This window comes from Streptomyces sp. NPDC037401 (assembly GCF_055602345.1).
In genome coordinates, this window is record NZ_JBVJWO010000023.1 from 1 (window position 1) to 19,477 (window position 19,477).

Here is a 19,477-nt window from a genome sequence, read left to right on the forward strand (position 1 = left end):
CCGCCCGGCTCCCGCACCTGCGGCGAGCCGGGCGGCGCGCTGCGAAATACTGGGTGCCGATCCGGCCGGACGGCCGGGACCCACCACCGAGGGGAGCGGACGTGCAGGGCAGCGGAGAGCAGGAGTTCCTCGCACTGGAGCGGGAGCTGTCCGTCTTCCTCCGGCGCGCGCGGGCGTCGTCGGGCGAGATGGCGCGCGAGCTGCATCCGGAACTGGAACCGGCCGCGTACGGGCTCCTCGTGCGCCTGGAGGACGCCGGCCGTCAGCGCGCGACCGCCCTGGCCGCGTACTTCGGCGTCGGCAAGGCGACCATGAGCCGCCAGCTGCGGGCCCTGGAGGACCTGGGCCTGGTGGCGCGCGAACCGGACCCGGCGGACGGGCGGGCCTCCCTGGTGGGGCTGACCCCGGAGGGCCGGGAGCGCTTCCTGAAGGTGCGGCACGCCCGCCGCGCGCAGTACATGCGCAAGCTGGCCGCGTGGGACCGGGGCGAGGTGGCGGAGCTGGCCCGGCTGCTGCACCAGCTCAACGAGGGCGCCGAGTCCTGAGGGGCACCCGGGCTCAGAGCTCGGCGTAGACGGCGGAGGCGTCGTCGTGCCGCTTGCCGCGCGGGACCGGACCCGGGCCCGACTCCAGGGCACGCACCCGGTCGATCAGCGCCTGGGCGCCCTCCTTGCGCAGCACGGCCATGCACTCCGCCCAGCCGCCCTCCCCGAAGGTGTCCGTCCAGCGGCTCGCGCCGTCCGTGAGCGCGGCCACCGCGCCGACCCGGTCGCGGGGGCTCGTACCCGTCACCGCGCGTCCGGCCACCGAGGGGTCCGCGGCGGCCGTGAAGAAGGCGCACTCCGCCCCGGCGGCGTTGCGCAGGGCGTCGGTCGCCGCCGCCGAACGCAGCACCTCGCGCGGCACCCGGTCCAGCCGGTCGTCGCGTACCGCGGTGACCTCGCCCTCCGGGGAGCGCAGCAGCAGGACCGAGTCGGACAGCACCAGGTGCTCCACGCGCTCGTCGTCCCAGCGGACCAGGACCACCGTCGCCTGCGGTGTGCGCACGTGAGAAAGGTCACACGATTCGCGGTGGCCGTCGGCGGTGTGCGCGATCGCCGCGGCAAGGATCTCGGAAAGTGCCATGTCCCGCCGCGAACCGGACAGTTCGGTCAGCCGCCCGCCGAGCCGGGCCGTGAACCAGGGCACCCCGTGGACGCAGCCGTCCTCCCCGGCCGGCGGAGTGACCCCGTCCAGCGCGACCAGCACTCCACCCCGGCCCGAGGCCGGAATCGCGGCGGACGCCCAGTCCTCATTGGGGCGTTGCGGATCCCCGGGGTCGGAAGCGATCTCGATGCGCATGGGCACAGTCTGCCCGAGTTGCCCGGATCTGGCCGAGGCTTGGGAGAGGGGGTCGACGGGACGCCCATCGCCGCAGGTCAGCGCGGGGTTACCGGCAGGGCGCGGCCGCAAGTCGGCGGAATGCGGCGGTCCGGCGTACCTGTGGGCGCGCATCCTGCCAAACGCGCCATCGATGTTTCAACCACGCGTCCGTCGAGGGGCCCCGGAGGGGGAGGGGCCGAGTTGATCGCCAACTCGCACCTGATGTTCACTCGTTCGAGTGGCCGGGCCGGCGATGCACGCCTGTCTCCCAAACACACTTGGAATGGTCTGAAGCGGTACGAGGGGGCAGGGGCGTTTACTTGTTGACCGGCCGTCACCTCGGCCAGGTAGCCCCCAGGCGCGGTCTGCGGGGAGAGCAGACGAGTACACGTACAGGATTGCGAGCACCGGTGCAGAAGAAGCGGTCTCGGAGGAACGGCAGCGGCACGGCAGGGCCAGAGCGCTCCGGAGGCACCGCGGGCAACGGGGCTGACGGCCGCTCCGTGCGCGTGCGCAGCCGGCTCGTCCTCAGCGTCGCCGTGGTCGGCCTCACGGTCCTCGGCGCGGGAGCTCCCGCCGCCGTTTCCGCGTCGGCCGAACTGAACGAGTCCCAGCGGCTGGTCACGCTCTCCGAGCACACCCGGCAGACCCTCACCCTCGCGCACGCGCTCTCCGACGAGCGGGACGCCGCGGTCGAGTTCGTCGCCGACGGCCGCGAGAACGCCGGGAAGGCCGCGGTCCAGGACCGCGCCGCCCGCGTCGACCAGCAGATCGGCGAGGCCGGCCCCGGGGCCGGCGAGGACCTCCGGCGCGCCCTCCAGCGGGTGAAGTCCGTACGCACGGCCGCCCTCACCGGCAAGGGCACCGCCCTCGCCACCCACCAGGCGTACTCCGAGGTCATCGGCGAGCTCCTCGCCCCCGCCGACGAGCTCGCCGAGCGCACCCCGCCGCGGGCCGCCGCCGCGCTGGCCACCGCCCGCGCCCTCGCCCCGCTCGGCCAGGCCGTCGAGCAGGCCTCCGCCACGCGCGCCCTGATCCTCGCCGCACTCGCCGTGCCGGAGGGCGAGGAACCCGAGACGGTCTACAACCCGGTCACCGGGCGGTACGAGGAATCCGGGCCCAGCCCCGAGGACAAGACCCGCGGCGAACTGACCGCAGCGGCCCAGCGCTCCCGGGTCCGGGAGCAGGCGGCCCTCGACGCCTTCGAGCGGGCCGCCGGAACCGACGTCCGCGAGACCCTCGCCGCGACGGTCACCGGTCCCGAGGTCAAGGCCGCCGACGGCTATCTCGCCAAGCTGGCCGACGGCACCGGCCTGACCGGATCCGACCGCAAGCTCGACGCCGAGGCCGTCGCCGCCGCGCTCACCGCGCGCATCGACCGGATGCGCTCGGTCGAGTCGACCCTGGCCGCGGAGCGCGCCACGGCGCTCGCCGGACTGCGCGACGACGACGTCACCGAGCTGGAAGTGCTCCTCGCCCTCGTCGGCCTGCTGTTCCTCATCGCGATCGGCGTCTCCACGGGCGTCGCGCGCACGCTGACCCGGCCGCTGTCGGTGCTCAAGCGGGGCGCCGAGCGGCTCGCGTCCCCGGAGGGCGCCGCGGACCCGGTCCGCTTCATCGGCCGCAACGACGAATTCGCGGCGGTGGTCCGGTCGCTCAACGCGATCCAGGCCCGCAACGAATCCCAGTCGACCTCCCTCCACACGCGGATCGCCGGCCTCGACGCCGACCGCCGCCGCCTGATCGACCGCAACGACACCCTCAGCGCCGCGAAGACGGCCCTCGACAAGGAACTGGCCGAGCTGCGCGCCAACCTGGCCGAGTACCGCCGCGTCATGTCCACCACCTCCGTCTCCCTCTCGCTGCGCACGCTGGGCCTGGTCGAGCGGCAGCTCGCGGTCATCGAGCAGATGGAGGCCAAGGAGCAGGACCCGGACCGGCTCGCGACCCTCTTCAAGGTCGACCACCTGGCGACCGTCATGCGCCGCCACAACGAAAACCTGCTCGTCCTGGCCGGCCAGGAGCACGCCCACGGCCACGCGGGCCCGGTCCCGCTGGTCGACGTCATGCGGGCCGCGGTCAGCGAGATCGAGCGCTACGAGCGCGTGGACCTCCAGACGCTCCCCGTGTACGCGCAGGTCGCCGGGCACGCCGCCGACGACGTCTCGCACGTCGTCGCCGAGCTCCTGGAGAACGCCACCACCTTCTCGCCGCCCGACGCGAAGGTGAAGGTCGCTGCCTGGCTGACGGATGCCGGCGAGGTCGTGCTGTCCGTCCAGGACGAGGGCATCGGAGTCACCGACGACCGCCTCGCCGCGCTCAACGCCCGGCTCGCGGACCCCGACGCGTACGAGCACGAGGAGGAGTCGGAGCACGGCCTCGGCCTCGGCCTGTACGTGGCCGGTCGGCTCGCCGCGCGCCACGGCGTCACGGCGGAGCTGCGCGCCCGCAGGGGCGGCGGCACGGAGGCGCTGGTCGTCGTCCCGGAGGCCCTGCTGCCCGCCGCACCGGCCGCCCCGGAGCACACGGCCGGCATCCCCGGAGCCCCGGCGCTGCACCTGCCCGGCGCGGTCGCGGAGGCCAACTCCAACACGCTGCCGCCGCGCCACCGCCGCCCGGACCCGGCGATCGCCCTCGCGGAGTCGGCCTTCGCCGAGGCGGCCGCGGCCGCCGCAGCGGCCGCCACCCCCGAGGCCGCGCCCGCGCCCGAGACCGAGGCCTTCACGCCGCAGCCCGCGCCCGAGGCCGAGGCCTTCACGCCGCGGCCCGCGCCCGAGGCCCTCACCGCGGAGCCGCAGCCCGAGCCCGCGCCCGAGCCCGCGCCCGAGCCCGCGTCCGATCTCGTGGACGCGCCGGAGCCCGAGCCGTTCCGGGAGTCCGCCGAGCCGCACGGCTTCGCCGCGCCGGAGGAGCCGCTGCCCCCGGCGGACGAGGTGTTCCGCGTACCGGCCCCCGAGCCCGGCTCCGGGGACGTACACGCGTACGCCGCGCCCGAGGAGCCGGCCGCCGGGCCCGAGCCGGAGGCGGTCGTCACCCGGCGCCAGGTCTTCGACGTGCCCGCTCCGGCCGTGCCGGAGGAGCAGCTTCCGCCGGCCGCCCAGGTGTTCCGGGTCCCCGCACCCGACGCCGAGCCCGAAGCCGAGCACGCACCTCAGCCCGAGCACACGCCCGAGCACACGCCCGAGCCCCCGCACACGCCCGAGCCCCGGGCCGAACACGAGCACCGGCACGCGCCCGAGCCGGAGGTCCGGCACGAGGACGAGCCCGACGCGTGGGTGCTCGCCGCACCCCTCCCGCAGCAGGCCGACGGCCGGCAGGACACCCCCGAGCCGGAGCAGCCGTACCGGCTCACCGACAAGGGACTGCCCAAGCGGACGCCGCGCATCGTCGAGCCCGCTCCCACGAGCGAGCGAAAGACCGCCCCGCGGGTTGACGCCGAGGAACTGCGGCGCCGTCTCGGGGGGTTCTACCAGGGGGCCCGCGACGGCCGGCGGGTGGTTGACGCCGAAATGGCCGAGCGGGCGAAGGACGAGGGGGACACCGTCGAGGAGGCACGCACGTGACCGCGCCCAGTACGTACGGACTGAGCACACAGGCCCGCAATCTTCAGTGGCTGCTGACCGACCTGGTCGAGGAGGTGCCAGGCCTCATTTCCGTGGCCGTGGTCTCCTCGGACGGACTGCTGCTGCTGTCCTCCGACCCAGGGCTCGCCGACGCACCCAAGAAGGACACGAAGGGGCCCCGCGGAGCCTCCGCCGACCTCGCGACCATCGTCTCCGGACTGGGCAGCCTCACCTACGGCGCCGCCCAGCTCATGGAGGCGGGCGGGGTCAAGCAGACCATGGTCTCCATGGAGCACGGCAGCGTCTTCGTCATGGCCATCAGTGACGGCTCGCTGCTCGGCGTCCACGCCACGCCGGACTGCGACATGAGCGTCGTCGCCTACCACATGGCGCTGTTCGTCGGCCGGGCCGGCCACGTCCTGACCCCCGAAGTCCGCAGCGAGCTGCGCCAGTCCCTGGAGAGAACACCGTGAGCGACCGGCTGCCGATACGCGGAGCCGACCGCCGCCCCGCCCGCGTCCGCCCGTACTCCCTGACCGGCGGCCGCACCCGCTTCGGGCACGTGCTGCTCGTGGAGACCTTCGTGGCCGCCCTCGACGCCAAGGCCGAGGGCCCGGCCCGGATACCCGAGATGCGGGCCATCGTCGAGGTCTGCCGCCGGATGCGCACGGTCGCCGAGATATCGGCCCTGCTGAAGCTGCCGCTCGGGGTCGTCCGCGTCCTGGTCAGCGATCTTGCGGACCAGGGAAGGATCCGCGTCTACGGCACCGGCCACGGCAGCGGCCGGCCCGAACGCGCTCTGCTCGAAAGGGTGCTCAGTGGGCTCCGCCGTCTTTGACCCCCTCACCGAGAGCGACGAGGGCATACAGCCCTGGCAGTACGACCGCTCCCGCGCCCCGATCGCCGTCAAGGTGGTCGTCGCCGGCGGCTTCGGCGTCGGCAAGTCCACCTTCGTCGGATGCGTCTCGGAGATCACCCCGCTGCGCACCGAAGCGGTGATGACCGAGGCCAGCATCCCCACCGACGACCTGTCCGCCACCCCGGACAAGAACACCACCACCGTCGCGATGGACTTCGGCCGCATCACGCTCGACGACGACCTCGTCCTGTACGTGTACGGCACCCCGGGCCAGGAGCGCTTCTGGTTCATGTGGGACGACCTGGTGCGCGGCGCGATCGGCGGCATCGTCCTCGCCGACACCCGCCGGCTCCCCGACAGCTTCCCCGCCCTCGACTACTTCGAGAGCTGCGGGCTGCCGTACATCGTCGCCGTCAACCACTTCGAGGGCACGCGCTCCTACGAGCCCGAGGACGTCCGGGAAGCGCTCACCGTGCCACCGGACGTACCGATCGTGATCATGGACGCACGCCTGCGGGCCACGGTGCTCGAATCGCTGCTCAGCCTCGTCGGGCACGCCCTCGACCACACCCCAGAACAGCCGGAGAGATAGAGCCATGCGGAAGATACTCGTCGTCGGAGCCGGCCAGTCCGGCCTCCAGCTCGCCCTCGGACTCCAGTCCAAGGGGTACGAGGTCACCCTCATGTCCAACCGGACCGCGGACGAGATCCGCAGCGGCCGCGTCATGTCCACGCAGTGCATGTTCGACGGTGCGCTCCGGCACGAGCGCGACCTCGGCCTGAGCTTCTGGGAGGGGCAGGCTCCGAAGATCGGCGGCCTCGGCGTCTCCGTCGCCGCCCCCGACGCCTCCCGGCCCGTCGACTGGCTCGGCAGCCTCCGCGGCTTCGCGCAGTCCGTCGACCAGCGCGTCAAGATGGCCGGCTGGCTCGACACCTTCGCCCAGCGCGGCGGCCAGCTCGTCATCCACGGCGCGAGCGTCTCCGACCTGGACTTCTTCTCGAAGACGTACGACCTCGTACTCGTCGCCGCCGGCAAGGGCGAACTCGTGTCGATGTTCGGCCGCGATGCCGCCCGCTCCCCGTACGACGCCCCGCAGCGCGCGCTGGCCGTCAGCTACGTGCACGGGCTCGGCCCGCGCCCCGAGCACCCGGATACGGAAGCGGTCCGCTGCAACCTCGTCCCCGGCGTCGGCGAGCTGTTCGTGATGCCGACCCTCACCACCTCCGGCCGCGCCGACATCCTCTTCTGGGAGGGCATCCCCGGCGGTCCGGTCGACGTCTTCCAGGGCATCACGGACCCCGCCGAGCACTTGGCGCTCACCCTGGAGCTGATGGAGAAGTTCACGCCCTGGGAGTACGCGCGCGCCACCAAGGTCGATCTGACCGACGCGGGCGGCACCCTGGCCGGTCGGTACGCCCCGGTCGTGCGCAACCCGGTCGGGCGGCTGCCCGGCGGCGGGCTGGTCCTCGGCGTCGCGGACGTCGTCGTCGCGAACGACCCGATCACCGGCCAGGGCTCGAACTCCGCCGCCAAGTGCGCGGCCTCGTACCTCTCCTCGATCCTCATGCACGGCGACAAGCCGTTCGACGAGGCCTGGATGAAGGCCACCTTCGACAAGTTCTGGTTCACCACCGGCAAGCCGGTCACCCAGTGGACCAACGCCATGCTGGGCGTCCCGCCGGAGCACGTGCTGAACCTGATCGGCGCGGCCGGGCAGCTCCAGCCTGTGGCGGACCGTTTCGCCAACGGCTTCGACAACCCGGCCGACTTCGACGGCTTCTTCTACGACCCGCAGGACGCGGCCGACTACCTCGCCGAGGTCGCCTCGTCCGTCGCCTCCTCGGCCGGTGCGTCCCCGAAGGAATCCGCGGAGGCCCCCGCGGAGGACGCTGCGGCCGAATCCGCGGGCGCCTCCTCGGACGCGTAACCCGTGTCGTCCCCCGCCGCCGCTTCCCCGGGGAGCGGCGGCGGGGCGTACCCGCCCTCCGGCAGCGGTTGTCCCTGCGGGTCCGGCCGTACGGCCCCCAGCAGCGGGTTCGCCGCGAGGGGGGACACCTTCACGCGCGCGCCCGGCCGCGGTGCCTGCACCACCTTCCCGTCGCCCAGGTAGATCGCCACGTGGGTGGCCTTGGGGAAGTAGACGACCAGGTCGCCGGGGCGCAACCGGTCCAGGGGCACCTTGGGCAGCTGCGCCCACTGCTCCTGGCTGGTCCGGGGGATCGTCCGTCCCGCGTGCGCCCAGGCCTGCGAGGTGAGTCCCGAGCAGTCGAAGGACGACGGCCCCTCCGCGCCCCAGACGTACGGCTTGCCGATCTGCCGGGTCGCGTACGTGACCGCCGCGCCGCCCGCGGCCGTGGGGGTACGGGCCGTGCCCGTGCTCCCGGGCGTGCCGAGCCGCCCCGAGTCCTCCAGCTTCTGCTGGGCCTCGGCGTCCTCGGTGCGTTCGCGTTCCGCGAGCTGGGCGAGCTGCTCGGCCGTGAGCGTGGCCAGCAGCCGCTGCACCTCGCCGAGCTGCCGGCCGACCTCGTCGCGCTGCGCCTTCTGCCGTGCGACCAGGGCCTGCTGCGTGTCCAGGGCCTTGCGGGCCTCGGTGGCCAGGTCGTCCGCGCGCTGCTCCGCGCCGGAGAGCCGGGCCAGTACGGCGGCCCGGTGGGCGGCCTCCCGCACGGCCATCCGGCGCTCGTCCACGACCTGCTGCGGGTCGCCGGACAGCAACATGCGGGCGTACGGCGAGAAGCCCGCCGCGCCCTGGTACTGCTGCCGTGCCAGCCGGCCGGCCAGGGCCCGTTCGGTGCCGAGGGCGTTGCGGGCCCTGCCGAGGTCCCCGCTGAGCCGGCGCTCCTCCTGCTGCCGGGCCTTGAGCGCGGCCTCGGTGGCGTTGTACGCCTCGGAGGCCTCCTCGGCGCGCTGGTACAGCGTCTGCAGGCGGGTCAGCAGCTCCGCGATGCCCTGCCCCGGGGCGGCCGGAGCCGCCGCTGCGGCCGGGACGGCGGACGCCGCGGCCGCGGGCGGGTCCGCCGGGTCCGGGGGCACCGCCGTGGCGGGCAGGGGGGCGGCCGTGACCAGGGCGGTGGCGGCCGCGGCGGCCACACAGGCCGTGCGCAGTGGTCCTCGTGACATGTGATCACCTCCGACGGAGGGATCGTGCCACGCACATTGCAGTGAAATAGTACGAATCGCCCACTCGTGTCGACGCGAGTGTGGCTGTCACCCGCCCGGCGGAACCTCGCGGTCCGGCTTGGACCAGGGCCACTTCAGCCGGTCGCGCTTGCCGGTCGGGTCGAACTCGTACTTCCAGCCCCGCTGGAGCTTGAGCCGCTTCGAGTACCCCGCGGGGACCCGCCGGTACACCAGCACCGTCGGCGGGCCGCCGTCCGCGTCCGGGACCGGGATCTCGTACACCTTCGGCGGGTGCCCGGTCGGCCCCAGGAGGATCGGCAGGGAGCGGCCGTCCATCGGGCCGCCGAAGAAGTGGATGCTCTCGCTTTTCACAGCCCTACAGTAGGTGCGCCGCCTCCGAGACCACCGGGATCACCCGGCGGGCGAGGACGCCCACCGGGCCTTCGGCGGATTCGAGGGCCAGCGCCGCGCGGGCCGCGGCGGCCGTCTGCGGGTCCGTGGCCGCCGTCGCCGTCAGCAGCGCGATGAACTGGTCCACGAGCCAGTCGCGCAGCTCCTCCAGCGGCGGCTGCTTGCCCTCGTCCAGCCAGATCAGGGACGCGGCCTCCACCGCCGTGATCCAGGTGCGGACCATCATCCGCAGCCGCGGGCCCGGCACCGGCACGGCGAGGTGCACGAGAATCTGCTCGGCGGCCGTGCGCCGGATCCCGTCCACCGTCGCAGTGGTCCGCGAGGTCTCCACGACGCTGCCGCCCTGGAGCAGCGCGCTGAAGCCGGCGTCGTGCTCGTCGACGAAGGCGAGGTAGCGGTCCAGGGCCCGGGAGAGCCGGCGGGTGAGCGGGCCCGCCTGCGGTTCGGCGAAGCACAGGGCGAGCTCGTCGGCCGCCGACCGCAGCGCGGCCTCGTACAACTGCTGCTTGCCGCCCGGGAAGTACCGGTAGACCAGCGGCCGCGAGACCCCCGCCGCCTCCGCGACGTCGTCCAGCGACACGTCCTCGGGTGCGCGGTGCGCGAAGAGCTGGAGGGCGGCGTCGAGCAGCTGGCCGCGCCGCTCTTCGACGCTCAGCCGGCGGTACGACCGCGTCGGCGTGGTCGGGGTCATGCCCGCAGGGTAACCGTTCCCAATCAGTGGGCAGGAGTGCGTGTTGGACCCGCGTTCTGGCACTGCGCGCATCCCGAACGGTTTTGGATGCGCTGGTCTCCCGCGTTCGTTGTGTGGTCCCCGCTTGTGCTTTTGGATGTGCGCGAGCTGACAACGCCGGGAGAGCGCCCACTGATCGTGCGCGGCCCCACCCGCTCGGCCGGGACCGGCAACGTGCCCTCACGGAACCAGCGATACGCGGTCTGCGGATGCACACCCTGCGCCTTCGCCCGCTCCTTGAGGTTCGTTCACCCGACCGTAACGACACCCAATCAAATGCACTATCACTCACGAGCGCGAACCAAAGGACCAGCAGTGCCCAACCCCGCGGCGCGCCGGTCAGGCCAGGAGTCCGGACCTCTGCCACAGCTTCCGGCCCACTCCGCGAAGTACGCCGATGTCGTCGAGGAAGTCGGTGAGCCGCCTGGCGCCCGTCTGCATCACCTCGCGGCGGTGCCCGCTCGCCTTCACCTGGGCCACGGCCTCGCGCCGGTCGAGGCCGACGTTCGCGTACACGGCCGGGTTGACGAAGGCCACGGAGAAGACGCGGGCGGCCTCGCCGCAGCTGATCCGGGTCAGCTCCTGCTCCCAGCGCGGCGCGGTGACCATCTGGCGGCGCAGCTCCTCGCGGGCGTACCGGACGTGCCGGGCCTCCTCGATGACGTGGATCCGGGTGACCCCGCGCACGAGCGGCTGGATCCGCTCGTCCGGGAAGGTGAGCCGCTGCATCCAGTCGAGCACCTCCTCGCCGAGCAGGGTGCAGGCGAAGGAGCCGGGGGTGGTGGAGACGGTCTTGAGCATCCGGCCGAGGTTGTGGTTCGTCCTCGACACCGGGTACGCGGGCGCCCCGTGACGCTGGATCATGCGGGCGAACATCATCGAGTGCCGGCACTCGTCGGCGATCTCGGTGAGCGCGTAGCGGACGTGCATGCTGGTCAGGGGCTTGTCGTAGATGTGCCGGACGAGCAGCTGCATCAGGATGATCTCGAACCAGATGCCGAGGGAGGCGAGCGCGGCGGCCTCGTGCCGGGCCAGCTCCATGCGCTGCTCCTCGGCCATCTTCTTCCACATCGGGGTGTCGTAGAGCGAGACCAGCTCCGGCGGCCAGTACCACTTGCCGTCGACGGGAGGGGCCTCCCAGTCGAGTTCGCGGTCCGGGTCGAAGGAGTGCTTGGCGGAGGAGTCGAGCAGCCGCTCGGCGACCTGCTCGCGGTCCTTGAGCAGCCCGAGCGCGTCCCTGAGGGCGGCACTGTCGGTCACGGTGGTCATGGCGGGGGCACCTCGCCGAATGAGGGGTTACCAGCGGTCACTGCTTATGAGACTGCCTGTCAGCAAGGTCGTCAATCCCTCGCGCACGAGTTGTTGACCCCGCGTCTACCAACGTGTGACGCTGCCAACTGTCCAGACCTGTACGGCACTCCGCATCTTCCGTCGGATAAGGGGGCGTCGGTGTCGACGCACGAGCTCTACACCAAGGACCCGGGTGAACCGGTGTGGCAGATCCCCGCGACCGGCGTCGCCCGGTTCAGCTGGGAGTACGACGAAGGCCGCGAGCGGCTCCTCGCCCTCTACCAGAAGGGCAAGGACAAGCAGTGGGACGGCATGAAGCGGATCGACTGGGACCTCGAAGTCGACCCGTACGACCCCCTGGGCACCCCCGACGAGGCCATGACCCTCTACGGCACCCGGCACTGGGCCAAGCTCACCGAGAAGGACAAGGGCGACCTGCGCCGGCACTACACCTCCTGGCAGTTCAGCCAGTTCCTGCACGGAGAGCAGGGCGCCATGGTCTGCGCGGCACGCATCGTGGAGTCCGTACCGGACCTGGACGCCAAGTTCTACTCGGCCACCCAGACCATGGACGAGGCCCGGCACGCCGAGATCTACGGGCGCTTCCTGCACGAGAAGCTCGGCATGCTGTACCCGGTCAACGACAACCTCCAGGCGCTGCTGGGCGACACCCTGCGCGACTCGCGCTGGGACATGCCGTACCTGGGCATGCAGGTGCTCATCGAGGGGCTCGCGCTCGCCGCCTTCGGGATGATCCGCGACACCACGCCCAAACCGCTGCCCAAGCAGATCCTCGCGTACGTGATGCAGGACGAGGCCCGGCACGTGGCCTTCGGCAGGATGGCCCTGCGCGACTACTACGGACAGCTGACGGACGCCGAGCTGCGCGAACGCGAGGAGTTCGTCATCGAGGGCTGCTACCTGATGCGGGACCGGCTGCGCGGGGTCGAGGTGCTGGAGAACTTCGGCATCCCGAGGAAGGAGGCGGACGAGCTCTCGGAGAACTCCGAGTTCCTGCACCTCTTCCGCAAGCTGCTCTTCAGCCGGATCGTGCCCTGCGTCAAGGACATCGGACTGTGGGGCGAGCGGCTCCAGAAGGCCTACCTCGACATGGGCGTCTTCGAGATGGGCGACTCCAACCTGGACCTGCTGATGAGCCAGGACGAGGAGATCGCCGAGGCCCTCGACCGCGAGCGGTTCGCGGCCGAGGAGCAGGAACGGATCGCCGAGGTGGAGGCCGCCATCGCCCACGGAGCGCAGTCCGGGACGGCGTGAGGACGGCGGCGCGCGGGCCGGACGCGGACGCGCCCGTCACGCCGGTCCGCCGCTCGCGGGTGCCGCGCTGCCGGCCGGGCCGACCGGGTCGGCGGGGCCGGGCGGGAACGAGCTGCGCAGCGTGAAGGCGTACGGCGTCGGGCCGTGCTCCCGCAGGTGGACGATCCGCTCCTCGGCCTCCGCCACCGTGGGCCGGTGGCCCGCCGGCACCCACCACAGGGCGGTCACGGCCTCGGTGAGGTGCTCGAACCACTCGCGGCGGCGGGACAGCAGCTCGCGGTGGAGCCCCTGGTACATGAACGCGGTCAGCGAGCCGGTGTCCCGCCACACCGACATGTTGATCATCATCTTGTCGTCGTTCAGAACCCGGTACGCGGTCGCGTCGCCGGAGTCGTCCTGGAGCCGCCAGACGAATCCGTCCGCCCGGTCGGCCACGGCGTTCACGGGCTCCAGCCCGTCCATGAAGTCCTTGAACTCCGGTGCGTCGGTGGGGTACTTGACGCGTCCTATGTTGACCTGTGCGAGCTCGTGCAGGTGAGAGTCGGTCATGTCCGCAGCCTAGGCACGCGGCCGGGCGCTCCGGCAACGCCTTATCGCGATGCGGGACGGGCCGCGTCCGACAGGGCCGCCTCCATCACCGCCCGCGCGATGGGTGCCGCACTGCTGTTGCCGCTGATGTCCCCGCGGTCGGCCTCCGCGTCCTCCACGACCACCGCCACCGCGACCGCCGGCAGCGGCGAGCCCTCGGGCCTGGCCCATGCGATGAACCAGGCGTACGGCGTACCGGCGTTGCCCAGCCCGTGCTGCGCGGTGCCGGTCTTGCCGCCCACCTCGGCGCCGGGGACGGCGGCGTTGCGACCCGTCCCGTCCTCCACGACCCGGACCATCATCTGCTGGAGCCGCATCGCGGTGGCCGGGTTCATCGCCCGCCCCAGCGGCCGCCGGCCGCTCTGCCGGACCAGGCCCCCGTCGTCCTCCGTGGTCCGCTCCACCAGGTACGGGTACATCACTTCCCCGCCGTTGGCGACGGCCGCGGCGACCATCGCCATCTGGAGCGGTGTCGCCTTGGTGTTGAACTGCCCGATGGAGGACAGCGCGAGCTGGTCCGGGCTCATGTCCGTGTCGAAGTTCGACCGGGACACCCAGGACGGAACCCGCAGTCCCGGGTCGTTGAAGCCGAATCGTTCCGCCGCCTCGACCATCCCGCGCAGTCCGACCCGGACGCCGATCTTCGCCATCACCGTGTTGCAGGACCACTGCACCGCCTCGGCCATCGAGGCGTCCCGGCAGCCGGTGCCGGCGTTCGGCAGCACGGTCCGCGTGCCCGGCAGCGGGTACGGGTCGGGCGTGTCGGTCGGCGCCCGCGGATCCGTGACCGCACCGGAGTCCAGCGCGGCCGCCGCGGTCACGATCTTGAAGGTGGAGCCGGGCGGATACGTCTCCCGCAGCGCCCGGTTGAGCATCGGCCGGGTCGGGTCGGCGTTCAGCCGCCGCCACGCCTCCTTGACCCGGGTGCCCGTCCCGGACAGCACACCGGGGTCGTACGACGGGCTGCTCACCAGCGCGAGGATCCGGCCGGTGGCGGGCTCCAGCGCGGCGACCGCGCCCCGGCGGCCCGCGAGCCCGGTGTACGCGGCCAGCTGCATCTGCGCCTTCACGGTGGTCGCCGCGTCCCCGCCCGGCGGGCGCCTGCGCAGCACGTCGTTCCACACCGGGATCAGCGAGAGGGCGGGGTCGGTGCCGGACAGGATCCCGTCCTCGGCCCGCTCGACGAAGCTCGTGCCGTACGTCTGCGAGGAGAAGCCGGTGACGGGCGCGTACAGGGGCCCGTTCAGATAGGTGCGCTCGAAGCGCAGCAGCTGGCCGCTGTCCCGGGAGCCGGTGACCGGCTTGCCGTCGACCAGGACGTCGCCGCGGGGCTTGGCGTACCGCGCGATGCTCTCGCGCTTGTTGGCCGGGTTCCGGGCCAGCGCGCCCGCCTCGGTGACCTGGACGCGGATCGCGTTGAGCAGGAGTGCGACGAGCAGCAGTGCGCAGAACCCGGCCGACCAGCGGATGTAGCGGATCATTCCTCCCCCTCGTGGGCGGGCCCGGGTCTGCGGGCGCAGTCGCTCAGCCGGATCAGCAGCGCGACGATGATCCAGTTGGTGACCACGGACGAGCCGCCCTGTGCGAGGAAGGGCATGGCCATGCCGGTCAGCGGGATCAGGCCGGTCACCCCGCCGGTGATCACGAAGACCTGGAGGGCCACGATCGCGGCCAGGCCCGTCGCGAGCAGCCGCCCGAAGGGGTCGCGCAGGGCGAGTCCGGCCCGGAAGCCCCGCGCGACCAGCAGCCCGTACAGCAGCAGGATCGCGCTGAGCCCGGCGAAGCCGAGCTCCTCGCCCGCCGTGGCCAGGATGAAGTCGGACTTGGCGGCGAAACCGATCAGGATGGAGTTGCCGTGCCCGAGGCCGGTGCCGAGCATCTCGCCCGCGCCGAAGGCGAAGAGGGACTGGGCCAGCTGGCCGGGGCCCTGGCCGCGCTCGATGGAGGCGAAGGGGTTCAGCCAGTCGTCGACCCGGCTGTTCACGTGCGGCTCCAGGGTCCCGACGGCGTACGCGCCGAGCCCCGCGAGCAGCAGTCCGACCGCGATCCAGCCGATCCGCCCGGTGGCGACGAACAGCATGATCACGAACAGGCCGAAGAAGAGCAGGGAGGTCCCGAGGTCGCGTTCGAGGACCAGCACGCCGACGCTGAGCAGCCAGATGCCCAGGATCGGACCGAGGACCCGGCCGGGCAGCAGCCGCAGCCTGCCGATCACGCGCCGGCCGGTGAGGGCGAGCGCGGTGCGGTTCGCGGCGAGGTACGCGGCGAAGAAGAGCGCGAGCAGCACCTTGGCGAACTCGCCCGGCTGGAAGGAGAGTCCGCCGACCCGGATCCAGATGTGGGCGCCGTTGACCGCGGGGAAGAAGACCGGGACCAGCATCAGGACCAGGGCGGTGACCACCGAGAGGTACGCGTACCGCTGGAGCACCCGGTGGTCGCGCAGCACCACGACCACCGCGACGAACAGCGCCATCCCCAGCGCGGACCAGACCAGCTGGGTGCGCGCCGCGGGATGGTCCGGGGTCTCCAGGTCCAGCCGTGAGATCAGCACCAGGCCCAGCCCGTTGAGCAGGACCGCGATCGGCAGCAGCAGCGGATCGGCGTACGGGGCGCGGAAGCGGACGGCGAGGTGCGCGAGCAGGGCCGCGGAGCCGAGGGCGGCGGCGTATCCGGACGTGTCCGGGGGCAGGTGGCCGCGGGTGGCGAGGCCGGCGCAGACGTAGCCGAGGAGGACGATCAGGACGGCGCCCGCGAGGAGGGCCAGCTCGACGCCCCTGCGCTTGGGGTGGCGTGGATCGAGCGGCGGGGCGTCCGTCGCCTTTGCCGTCAATGCGGTCATATTGGCAACGTAGCAAGCGCTCGAAGCTTATGCCCCTTTATGTCTGGTCATGTCATAGTGTGCCGAAGAAACGTCAGAAGCGGACAGGGGAGCGGTACATGGGGCCTGTGGAGTTCATCGTCCTCGCGTTTCCCGAGGAGCAGCTGCGCGTCCAGGCGGTGACCGCCGTCCTGGGGCTGCGCAAGACCGGGAACGTACGCCTGATCGACGCGCTCGTCGCCACCCGGACGGCGTCGGACGACGTGCTGGCCGCCGAACTCGACGAGTTCCACGAACTCCGGGGCCTCCTGACGGGCCGGGAGGCGGAGCCGCTCATCGGCCCCGAGGACGTCCAGGAGGCCGCGAGCCTGCTGGACCGCGGCACCTGCGCCCTGCTGATCCTGGTCGAACACGTCTGGGCCGAGGACGCGGCGGTGGCGGTACGGGCCGCCGGCGGACGGATCGCGGGCTCGGTCCGGATCCCCGTCGACCGGCTGGAGCAGGTCCGCGCGGCGAAGGGAGCCTGAGGTGTTCGTACGCCCCGTCCACGAGGTGGTCCGCCCCGCCGAGCGGCCCGCGGGCGCCCCGCTGCTGCGCGGCATGCTGACGAGCGGCGTGTACGTGTGGGACGCCGCCGCCCCGGCCGGCCCCGCGGCCGCCGCTCCGGCCGCGGGCTCCGGCGCCCGGGGCGCCCCCCCGGCGGGCTCCGCCGCCGGGGGGTCCCCCGCCCGGGAGCCCGCCGCGACCGGGTCGGCCGACCTCGCCGGGCAGCTGGCGAAACTGGCCGAGCTGGCGCGCGAGGACCTGCTGACCGCAGAGGAGTTCACGGCGGCGAAGGCCCGACTGATCGGCCCGTAGGGCGCGCCCCCGCCGTCCCTCCCGGGCCGGCGCGCCCCGGCGCGCACGCTTCCGGGGCGGCCCCGGCCTGCCGACCTCTCACCGCAGGCCCTTCAGCACGTCGGCGCCCGCGGCGATGACTTCGGCGAGCCGGTTGGCGAGATCGGCGTTGCATCCTCCGAGCCGGACGAAGCCGTGGCCGGCCACCGGCCCGTCGTTGGACAAGGAGGGAAGGGTCAGGTCCGCGCGGGCGAGGGCGGCCTTGAGGTTGCGGACGGCGTCCTCGCCCGCCTCGTAGGCGGCGTCCTGGCGCCGCTTGTACTGGACGCGTTCGGCATAGGTCATCTCGTACGGCATCGTGCCGACCTCTCGTGCAGGCGTGTCGACCAGGGCGGGGCAGACCGTCGGACTGAGTCTGCGCACGGCCCGTGACCATCGCTTTCGATCTTCGTTCCACAGGTGCGGGCGTGCACCCGTGGGACGGGGCGGAAGGGACCGGCTCGGCCGGGGAGGCGGCGGCTGCCCACCGGCCGCCGGTGAGGAGGGAATCGCAGGACCCGGACGTCGTCCTGCGTCGGCTTGCGCACGCGCAGGCAGGTCCGCATGCGTGCGACCGTCATGCGTCGTACCGGAAGCCCTGTCCGAGGGACGGGGGGCGGGCGGCCCGGTCGTCCGCGGCGGTGTAGCCGGGAGGCACGCCGCTCCGGCTGCGCGTGGCGGCCGCCTTCTGGCGGAGCGGCGTCGGCGCGAACGGCATCGGGTTGCGGTGCCGCGGAGCGGCTTGCCGAGGTGGTCGCGTGAGCGTGATCTGCCGGACCAGCTGCTGGAAGCAGGCCAGCGCTGCCACCGCGGGAAGAGCGGATACCGCCCCGGCGACGATCGTCCTGGGCGCCTGTGCCACGCACAGAAGCGTGGCCAGCGTGGAGAACAGCAGGACGATCGACCAGGAGTGCAGCGCCCGGCGCTGGTGCAGGGCCGATCTGAGGATGGACAGGGAGGCGACCATCCAGGGGCCGTAGATCAGCAGCGGCCACCAGCTGACCACCGCGGGCGCCGTGTGGGGGCCGGCGCTCTCGCGCAGGGCGTCGCAGATGGCGAGCCCGCTGAGGATGCTCACCACGGAGGCGATGGCGCCGACCAGCGCGGCCGTGAACACGCTGCTCGTCTCCAGCAGTGTCACCACCGGCGTTTTCGACGTGTGTCGGCGGTGCCCGCCGGAGGGCTGTTCGGGAGCGTGCCCGGGGGAGCCGTGGTGCAGCGCGGCGGCGCCGAGAGTGTCGGCCGTGCCGCCGACGCCGTCGAATCCGTCGCGGGCGAAGGGCTCCGGCGGTCCGGGGACGGCGTTCTCCTGGAGGAGGATGGCGAGTTCCTCCGCCGGGTTCCACGGCGGGTGCACCTCGCCGAGCCCGCCGAGCGGTTGGCCTGGGCCGGCCTGCTGGGCGTGTTCCGGCCTGCCCCACACCGGGGGCGCCTCCTGCGGGGGGTGGAGGGTGTGGATGTCCGGGTACCCGTACGGCTCAAACACGGGGGTTGCCACCCGGGCACTGGTCGGCGGCCGGTGTGGGCACCGCCGTGTTCCCCCACTGCCTGCCGAGCTCGCCCTGGAGCGCGGTCATCGCGCGGAGGAAGTCCTCGAGGGCGGGGGACGAGTAACGCAGGTGGATCTCCCGCGTCTCGTGTTCCAGCGTTGCGTGGCGGGTCCCGCCGCCGTCACCCGAACCCGGAGTGAAGATCCATTCCCCGAGCCGGACGGCACCGGAGCGGATGTGATCTCTCTCCCCGTTTTCCCCTGCAATCTTGCCGAAGCAGATGGGGAACTTTGCTGTTGTCATATTCCATAAACGCAGTCGATGTTGGTCCGGGTATGCGCCATCCGGGTGATGGTCCGGTTGAATTAACGCCGATCTTGCCTTATCGGTTCTGCGGGCGGATGAGGAACACAGTGCAATCGAATCCTTTTCCTTTCGGCCCGCGCCGGGCGCCGGGACGGGCGACCGGGCGCCCGTTCGGCCGACGCGCACGGCCCACCGATCATCGGTAGATCGCATGGCATGGAGAGGTGACCATCGGGTGCGCATGGCTGCAATCGGAGGACTGCGCGCAACCCGGCATATGCCAATGCGTTATGCCGTGAGTTCGCTGCGGCTCCGCCCGGCGGACCCCTGAACCCGCGCCAGCCTTCGAAAGGACTAGCCATGGGCGGAATCCTCCTGTGGATCGTGCTGATCTCTGCCGTATTGGGTGCAGGTCTCACAGCGTTGAGGTCCTCGGGGAGCGGTCGTCTGTGGCACGTGGACGCTGTCGAGTTGGGGCGTCAGGAACGGTTCGAGCACGTCCTGTCCCTTCACGTGGACGCCACCCGGCTGTCTCGCGAGCCGGCCGCGGCGCAGGCGGTGCGACCGAGAGCGGCCCCTGGCTCCCCCGGCCCGCGCGTCGAGTCGCTCCCGGTGGGATATCGCTGAAAAACCCCGGCAATGCATTGTCGTGCGGATAAAACCCCGGCAAACCGTACATCGCCGGTTTTCGACCCCAGGGCGGGCCGCGTAAAGCAGAGGTCTGTTCAATTCTCGGTTTATGCGCCTGCGTACGAGGTGAGGGATGTGGCAGAAATGCCTGAACCGAA

The 19,477-nt window shown here is 72.5% G+C and carries 19 protein-coding genes and 2 pseudogenes; 9 read left to right on the top strand and 12 right to left on the bottom strand.

The annotated features are described in order from the left end of the window. Positions 1–101 precede the first annotated feature (101 nt). Positions 102–545, top strand: coding sequence for a MarR family winged helix-turn-helix transcriptional regulator (locus ACZ7H1_RS23745; RefSeq protein ID WP_470789551.1), 444 nt, complete (start codon positions 102–104; stop codon positions 543–545). Positions 546–558: 13 nt separating this feature from the next. On the opposite strand, the gene ACZ7H1_RS23750 is transcribed toward ACZ7H1_RS23745, so the two are convergent. After that, entirely contained in the window at positions 559–1,341 is a 783-nt protein-coding gene (locus ACZ7H1_RS23750) for a hypothetical protein (protein ID WP_470789390.1), read from the bottom strand. Positions 1,342–1,865: 524 nt separating this feature from the next. On the opposite strand from ACZ7H1_RS23750, the gene ACZ7H1_RS23755 reads away from it, so the two are divergent. The 5 genes from ACZ7H1_RS23755 to ACZ7H1_RS23775 are packed head-to-tail and all read left to right on the top strand — an operon-like array spanning position 1,866 to position 7,712. After that, the gene (locus ACZ7H1_RS23755; protein WP_470789391.1) at positions 1,866–4,925 is read left to right on the top strand and encodes a sensor histidine kinase; all 3,060 of its coding nucleotides are present in this window, start codon (positions 1,866–1,868) and stop codon (positions 4,923–4,925) included. Then, a complete protein-coding gene (locus ACZ7H1_RS23760) occupies positions 4,922–5,398 on the top strand; it encodes a roadblock/LC7 domain-containing protein (protein ID WP_470789393.1) in 477 nt (158 codons plus the stop codon). Before ACZ7H1_RS23755 ends, ACZ7H1_RS23760 begins: the two co-directional genes overlap by 4 nt. Continuing rightward, positions 5,395–5,763, top strand: coding sequence for a DUF742 domain-containing protein (locus tag ACZ7H1_RS23765; RefSeq protein ID WP_470789395.1), 369 nt, complete (start codon positions 5,395–5,397; stop codon positions 5,761–5,763). The genes ACZ7H1_RS23760 and ACZ7H1_RS23765 overlap by 4 nt, the downstream gene beginning before the upstream one ends. Continuing rightward, the gene (locus tag ACZ7H1_RS23770; RefSeq protein ID WP_470789396.1) at positions 5,744–6,376 is read left to right on the top strand and encodes a GTP-binding protein; all 633 of its coding nucleotides are present in this window, start codon (positions 5,744–5,746) and stop codon (positions 6,374–6,376) included. The genes ACZ7H1_RS23765 and ACZ7H1_RS23770 overlap by 20 nt, the downstream gene beginning before the upstream one ends. A 4-nt stretch (positions 6,377–6,380) precedes the next feature. Next, the gene (locus tag ACZ7H1_RS23775; RefSeq protein ID WP_470789398.1) at positions 6,381–7,712 is read left to right on the top strand and encodes a styrene monooxygenase/indole monooxygenase family protein; all 1,332 of its coding nucleotides are present in this window, start codon (positions 6,381–6,383) and stop codon (positions 7,710–7,712) included. Here ACZ7H1_RS23775 and ACZ7H1_RS23780 read toward each other — a convergent pair. From ACZ7H1_RS23780 to ACZ7H1_RS23800, 5 genes and pseudogenes are all read right to left on the bottom strand, one after another. Further along, positions 7,691–8,905 (bottom strand): annotated as a pseudogene (locus ACZ7H1_RS23780) (C40 family peptidase); the annotation flags it as partial. The gene ACZ7H1_RS23775 and the pseudogene ACZ7H1_RS23780 overlap by 22 nt on opposite strands. A gap of 87 nt (positions 8,906–8,992) precedes the next feature. Continuing rightward, a complete protein-coding gene (locus ACZ7H1_RS23785; RefSeq protein WP_470789399.1) occupies positions 8,993–9,277 on the bottom strand; it encodes a hypothetical protein in 285 nt (94 codons plus the stop codon). Between the two features lie 4 nt (positions 9,278–9,281). Beyond that, positions 9,282–10,007, bottom strand: a complete 726-nt coding sequence (locus ACZ7H1_RS23790; RefSeq protein ID WP_470789401.1) for a TetR/AcrR family transcriptional regulator — start codon at positions 10,005–10,007, stop codon at positions 9,282–9,284. Positions 10,008–10,192: 185 nt separating this feature from the next. Next, positions 10,193–10,261 (bottom strand): annotated as a pseudogene (locus ACZ7H1_RS23795) (IS607 family transposase); the annotation flags it as partial. A 124-nt stretch (positions 10,262–10,385) separates the two neighbouring features. Further along, complete coding sequence (locus tag ACZ7H1_RS23800; protein WP_470789403.1) at positions 10,386–11,315, bottom strand: AurF N-oxygenase family protein; 930 nt, start codon at positions 11,313–11,315, stop codon at positions 10,386–10,388. Positions 11,316–11,495: 180 nt separating this feature from the next. On the opposite strand from ACZ7H1_RS23800, the gene ACZ7H1_RS23805 reads away from it, so the two are divergent. Continuing rightward, positions 11,496–12,611 carry a ferritin-like domain-containing protein gene (locus ACZ7H1_RS23805; RefSeq protein ID WP_470789405.1) on the top strand — a complete coding sequence of 372 codons (1,116 nt, stop codon included), beginning with the start codon at positions 11,496–11,498 and terminating at the stop codon, positions 12,609–12,611. Positions 12,612–12,647: 36 nt separating this feature from the next. Here ACZ7H1_RS23805 and ACZ7H1_RS23810 read toward each other — a convergent pair whose 3' ends face one another. From ACZ7H1_RS23810 to ACZ7H1_RS23820, 3 genes are read right to left on the bottom strand one after another with little or no spacing between them, the layout of a single operon-like run. Then, the gene (locus tag ACZ7H1_RS23810; protein ID WP_470789406.1) at positions 12,648–13,160 is read right to left on the bottom strand and encodes a DUF3291 domain-containing protein; all 513 of its coding nucleotides are present in this window, start codon (positions 13,158–13,160) and stop codon (positions 12,648–12,650) included. A 41-nt stretch (positions 13,161–13,201) separates the two neighbouring features. Then, complete coding sequence (locus ACZ7H1_RS23815; protein ID WP_470789408.1) at positions 13,202–14,680, bottom strand: penicillin-binding transpeptidase domain-containing protein; 1,479 nt, start codon at positions 14,678–14,680, stop codon at positions 13,202–13,204. Beyond that, entirely contained in the window at positions 14,677–16,029 is a 1,353-nt protein-coding gene (locus ACZ7H1_RS23820) for an FtsW/RodA/SpoVE family cell cycle protein (protein WP_470789553.1), read from the bottom strand. Before ACZ7H1_RS23820 ends, ACZ7H1_RS23815 begins: the two co-directional genes overlap by 4 nt. 107 nt (positions 16,030–16,136) lie before the next feature. On the opposite strand from ACZ7H1_RS23820, the gene ACZ7H1_RS23825 reads away from it, so the two are divergent. Beyond that, a complete protein-coding gene (locus ACZ7H1_RS23825) occupies positions 16,137–16,544 on the top strand; it encodes a DUF6325 family protein (RefSeq protein WP_470789410.1) in 408 nt (135 codons plus the stop codon). 1 nt (position 16,545) lies between these two features. Beyond that, on the top strand, positions 16,546–16,875 hold the full coding sequence (locus tag ACZ7H1_RS23830) for a hypothetical protein (RefSeq protein ID WP_470789412.1): 330 nt from the start codon (positions 16,546–16,548) through the stop codon (positions 16,873–16,875). A 78-nt stretch (positions 16,876–16,953) separates the two neighbouring features. Here ACZ7H1_RS23830 and ACZ7H1_RS23835 read toward each other — a convergent pair whose 3' ends face one another. From ACZ7H1_RS23835 to ACZ7H1_RS23845, 3 genes are all read right to left on the bottom strand, one after another. After that, on the bottom strand, positions 16,954–17,277 hold the full coding sequence (locus ACZ7H1_RS23835) for a hypothetical protein (protein WP_470789413.1): 324 nt from the start codon (positions 17,275–17,277) through the stop codon (positions 16,954–16,956). 193 nt (positions 17,278–17,470) lie between these two features. After that, positions 17,471–18,379: a hypothetical protein gene (locus ACZ7H1_RS23840; RefSeq protein WP_470789415.1), complete on the bottom strand. Its 909-nt coding sequence runs from the start codon at positions 18,377–18,379 to the stop codon at positions 17,471–17,473. After that, positions 18,372–18,686, bottom strand: a complete 315-nt coding sequence (locus ACZ7H1_RS23845) for a hypothetical protein (RefSeq protein ID WP_470789417.1) — start codon at positions 18,684–18,686, stop codon at positions 18,372–18,374. Before ACZ7H1_RS23845 ends, ACZ7H1_RS23840 begins: the two co-directional genes overlap by 8 nt. Positions 18,687–19,477 lie beyond the last annotated feature (791 nt).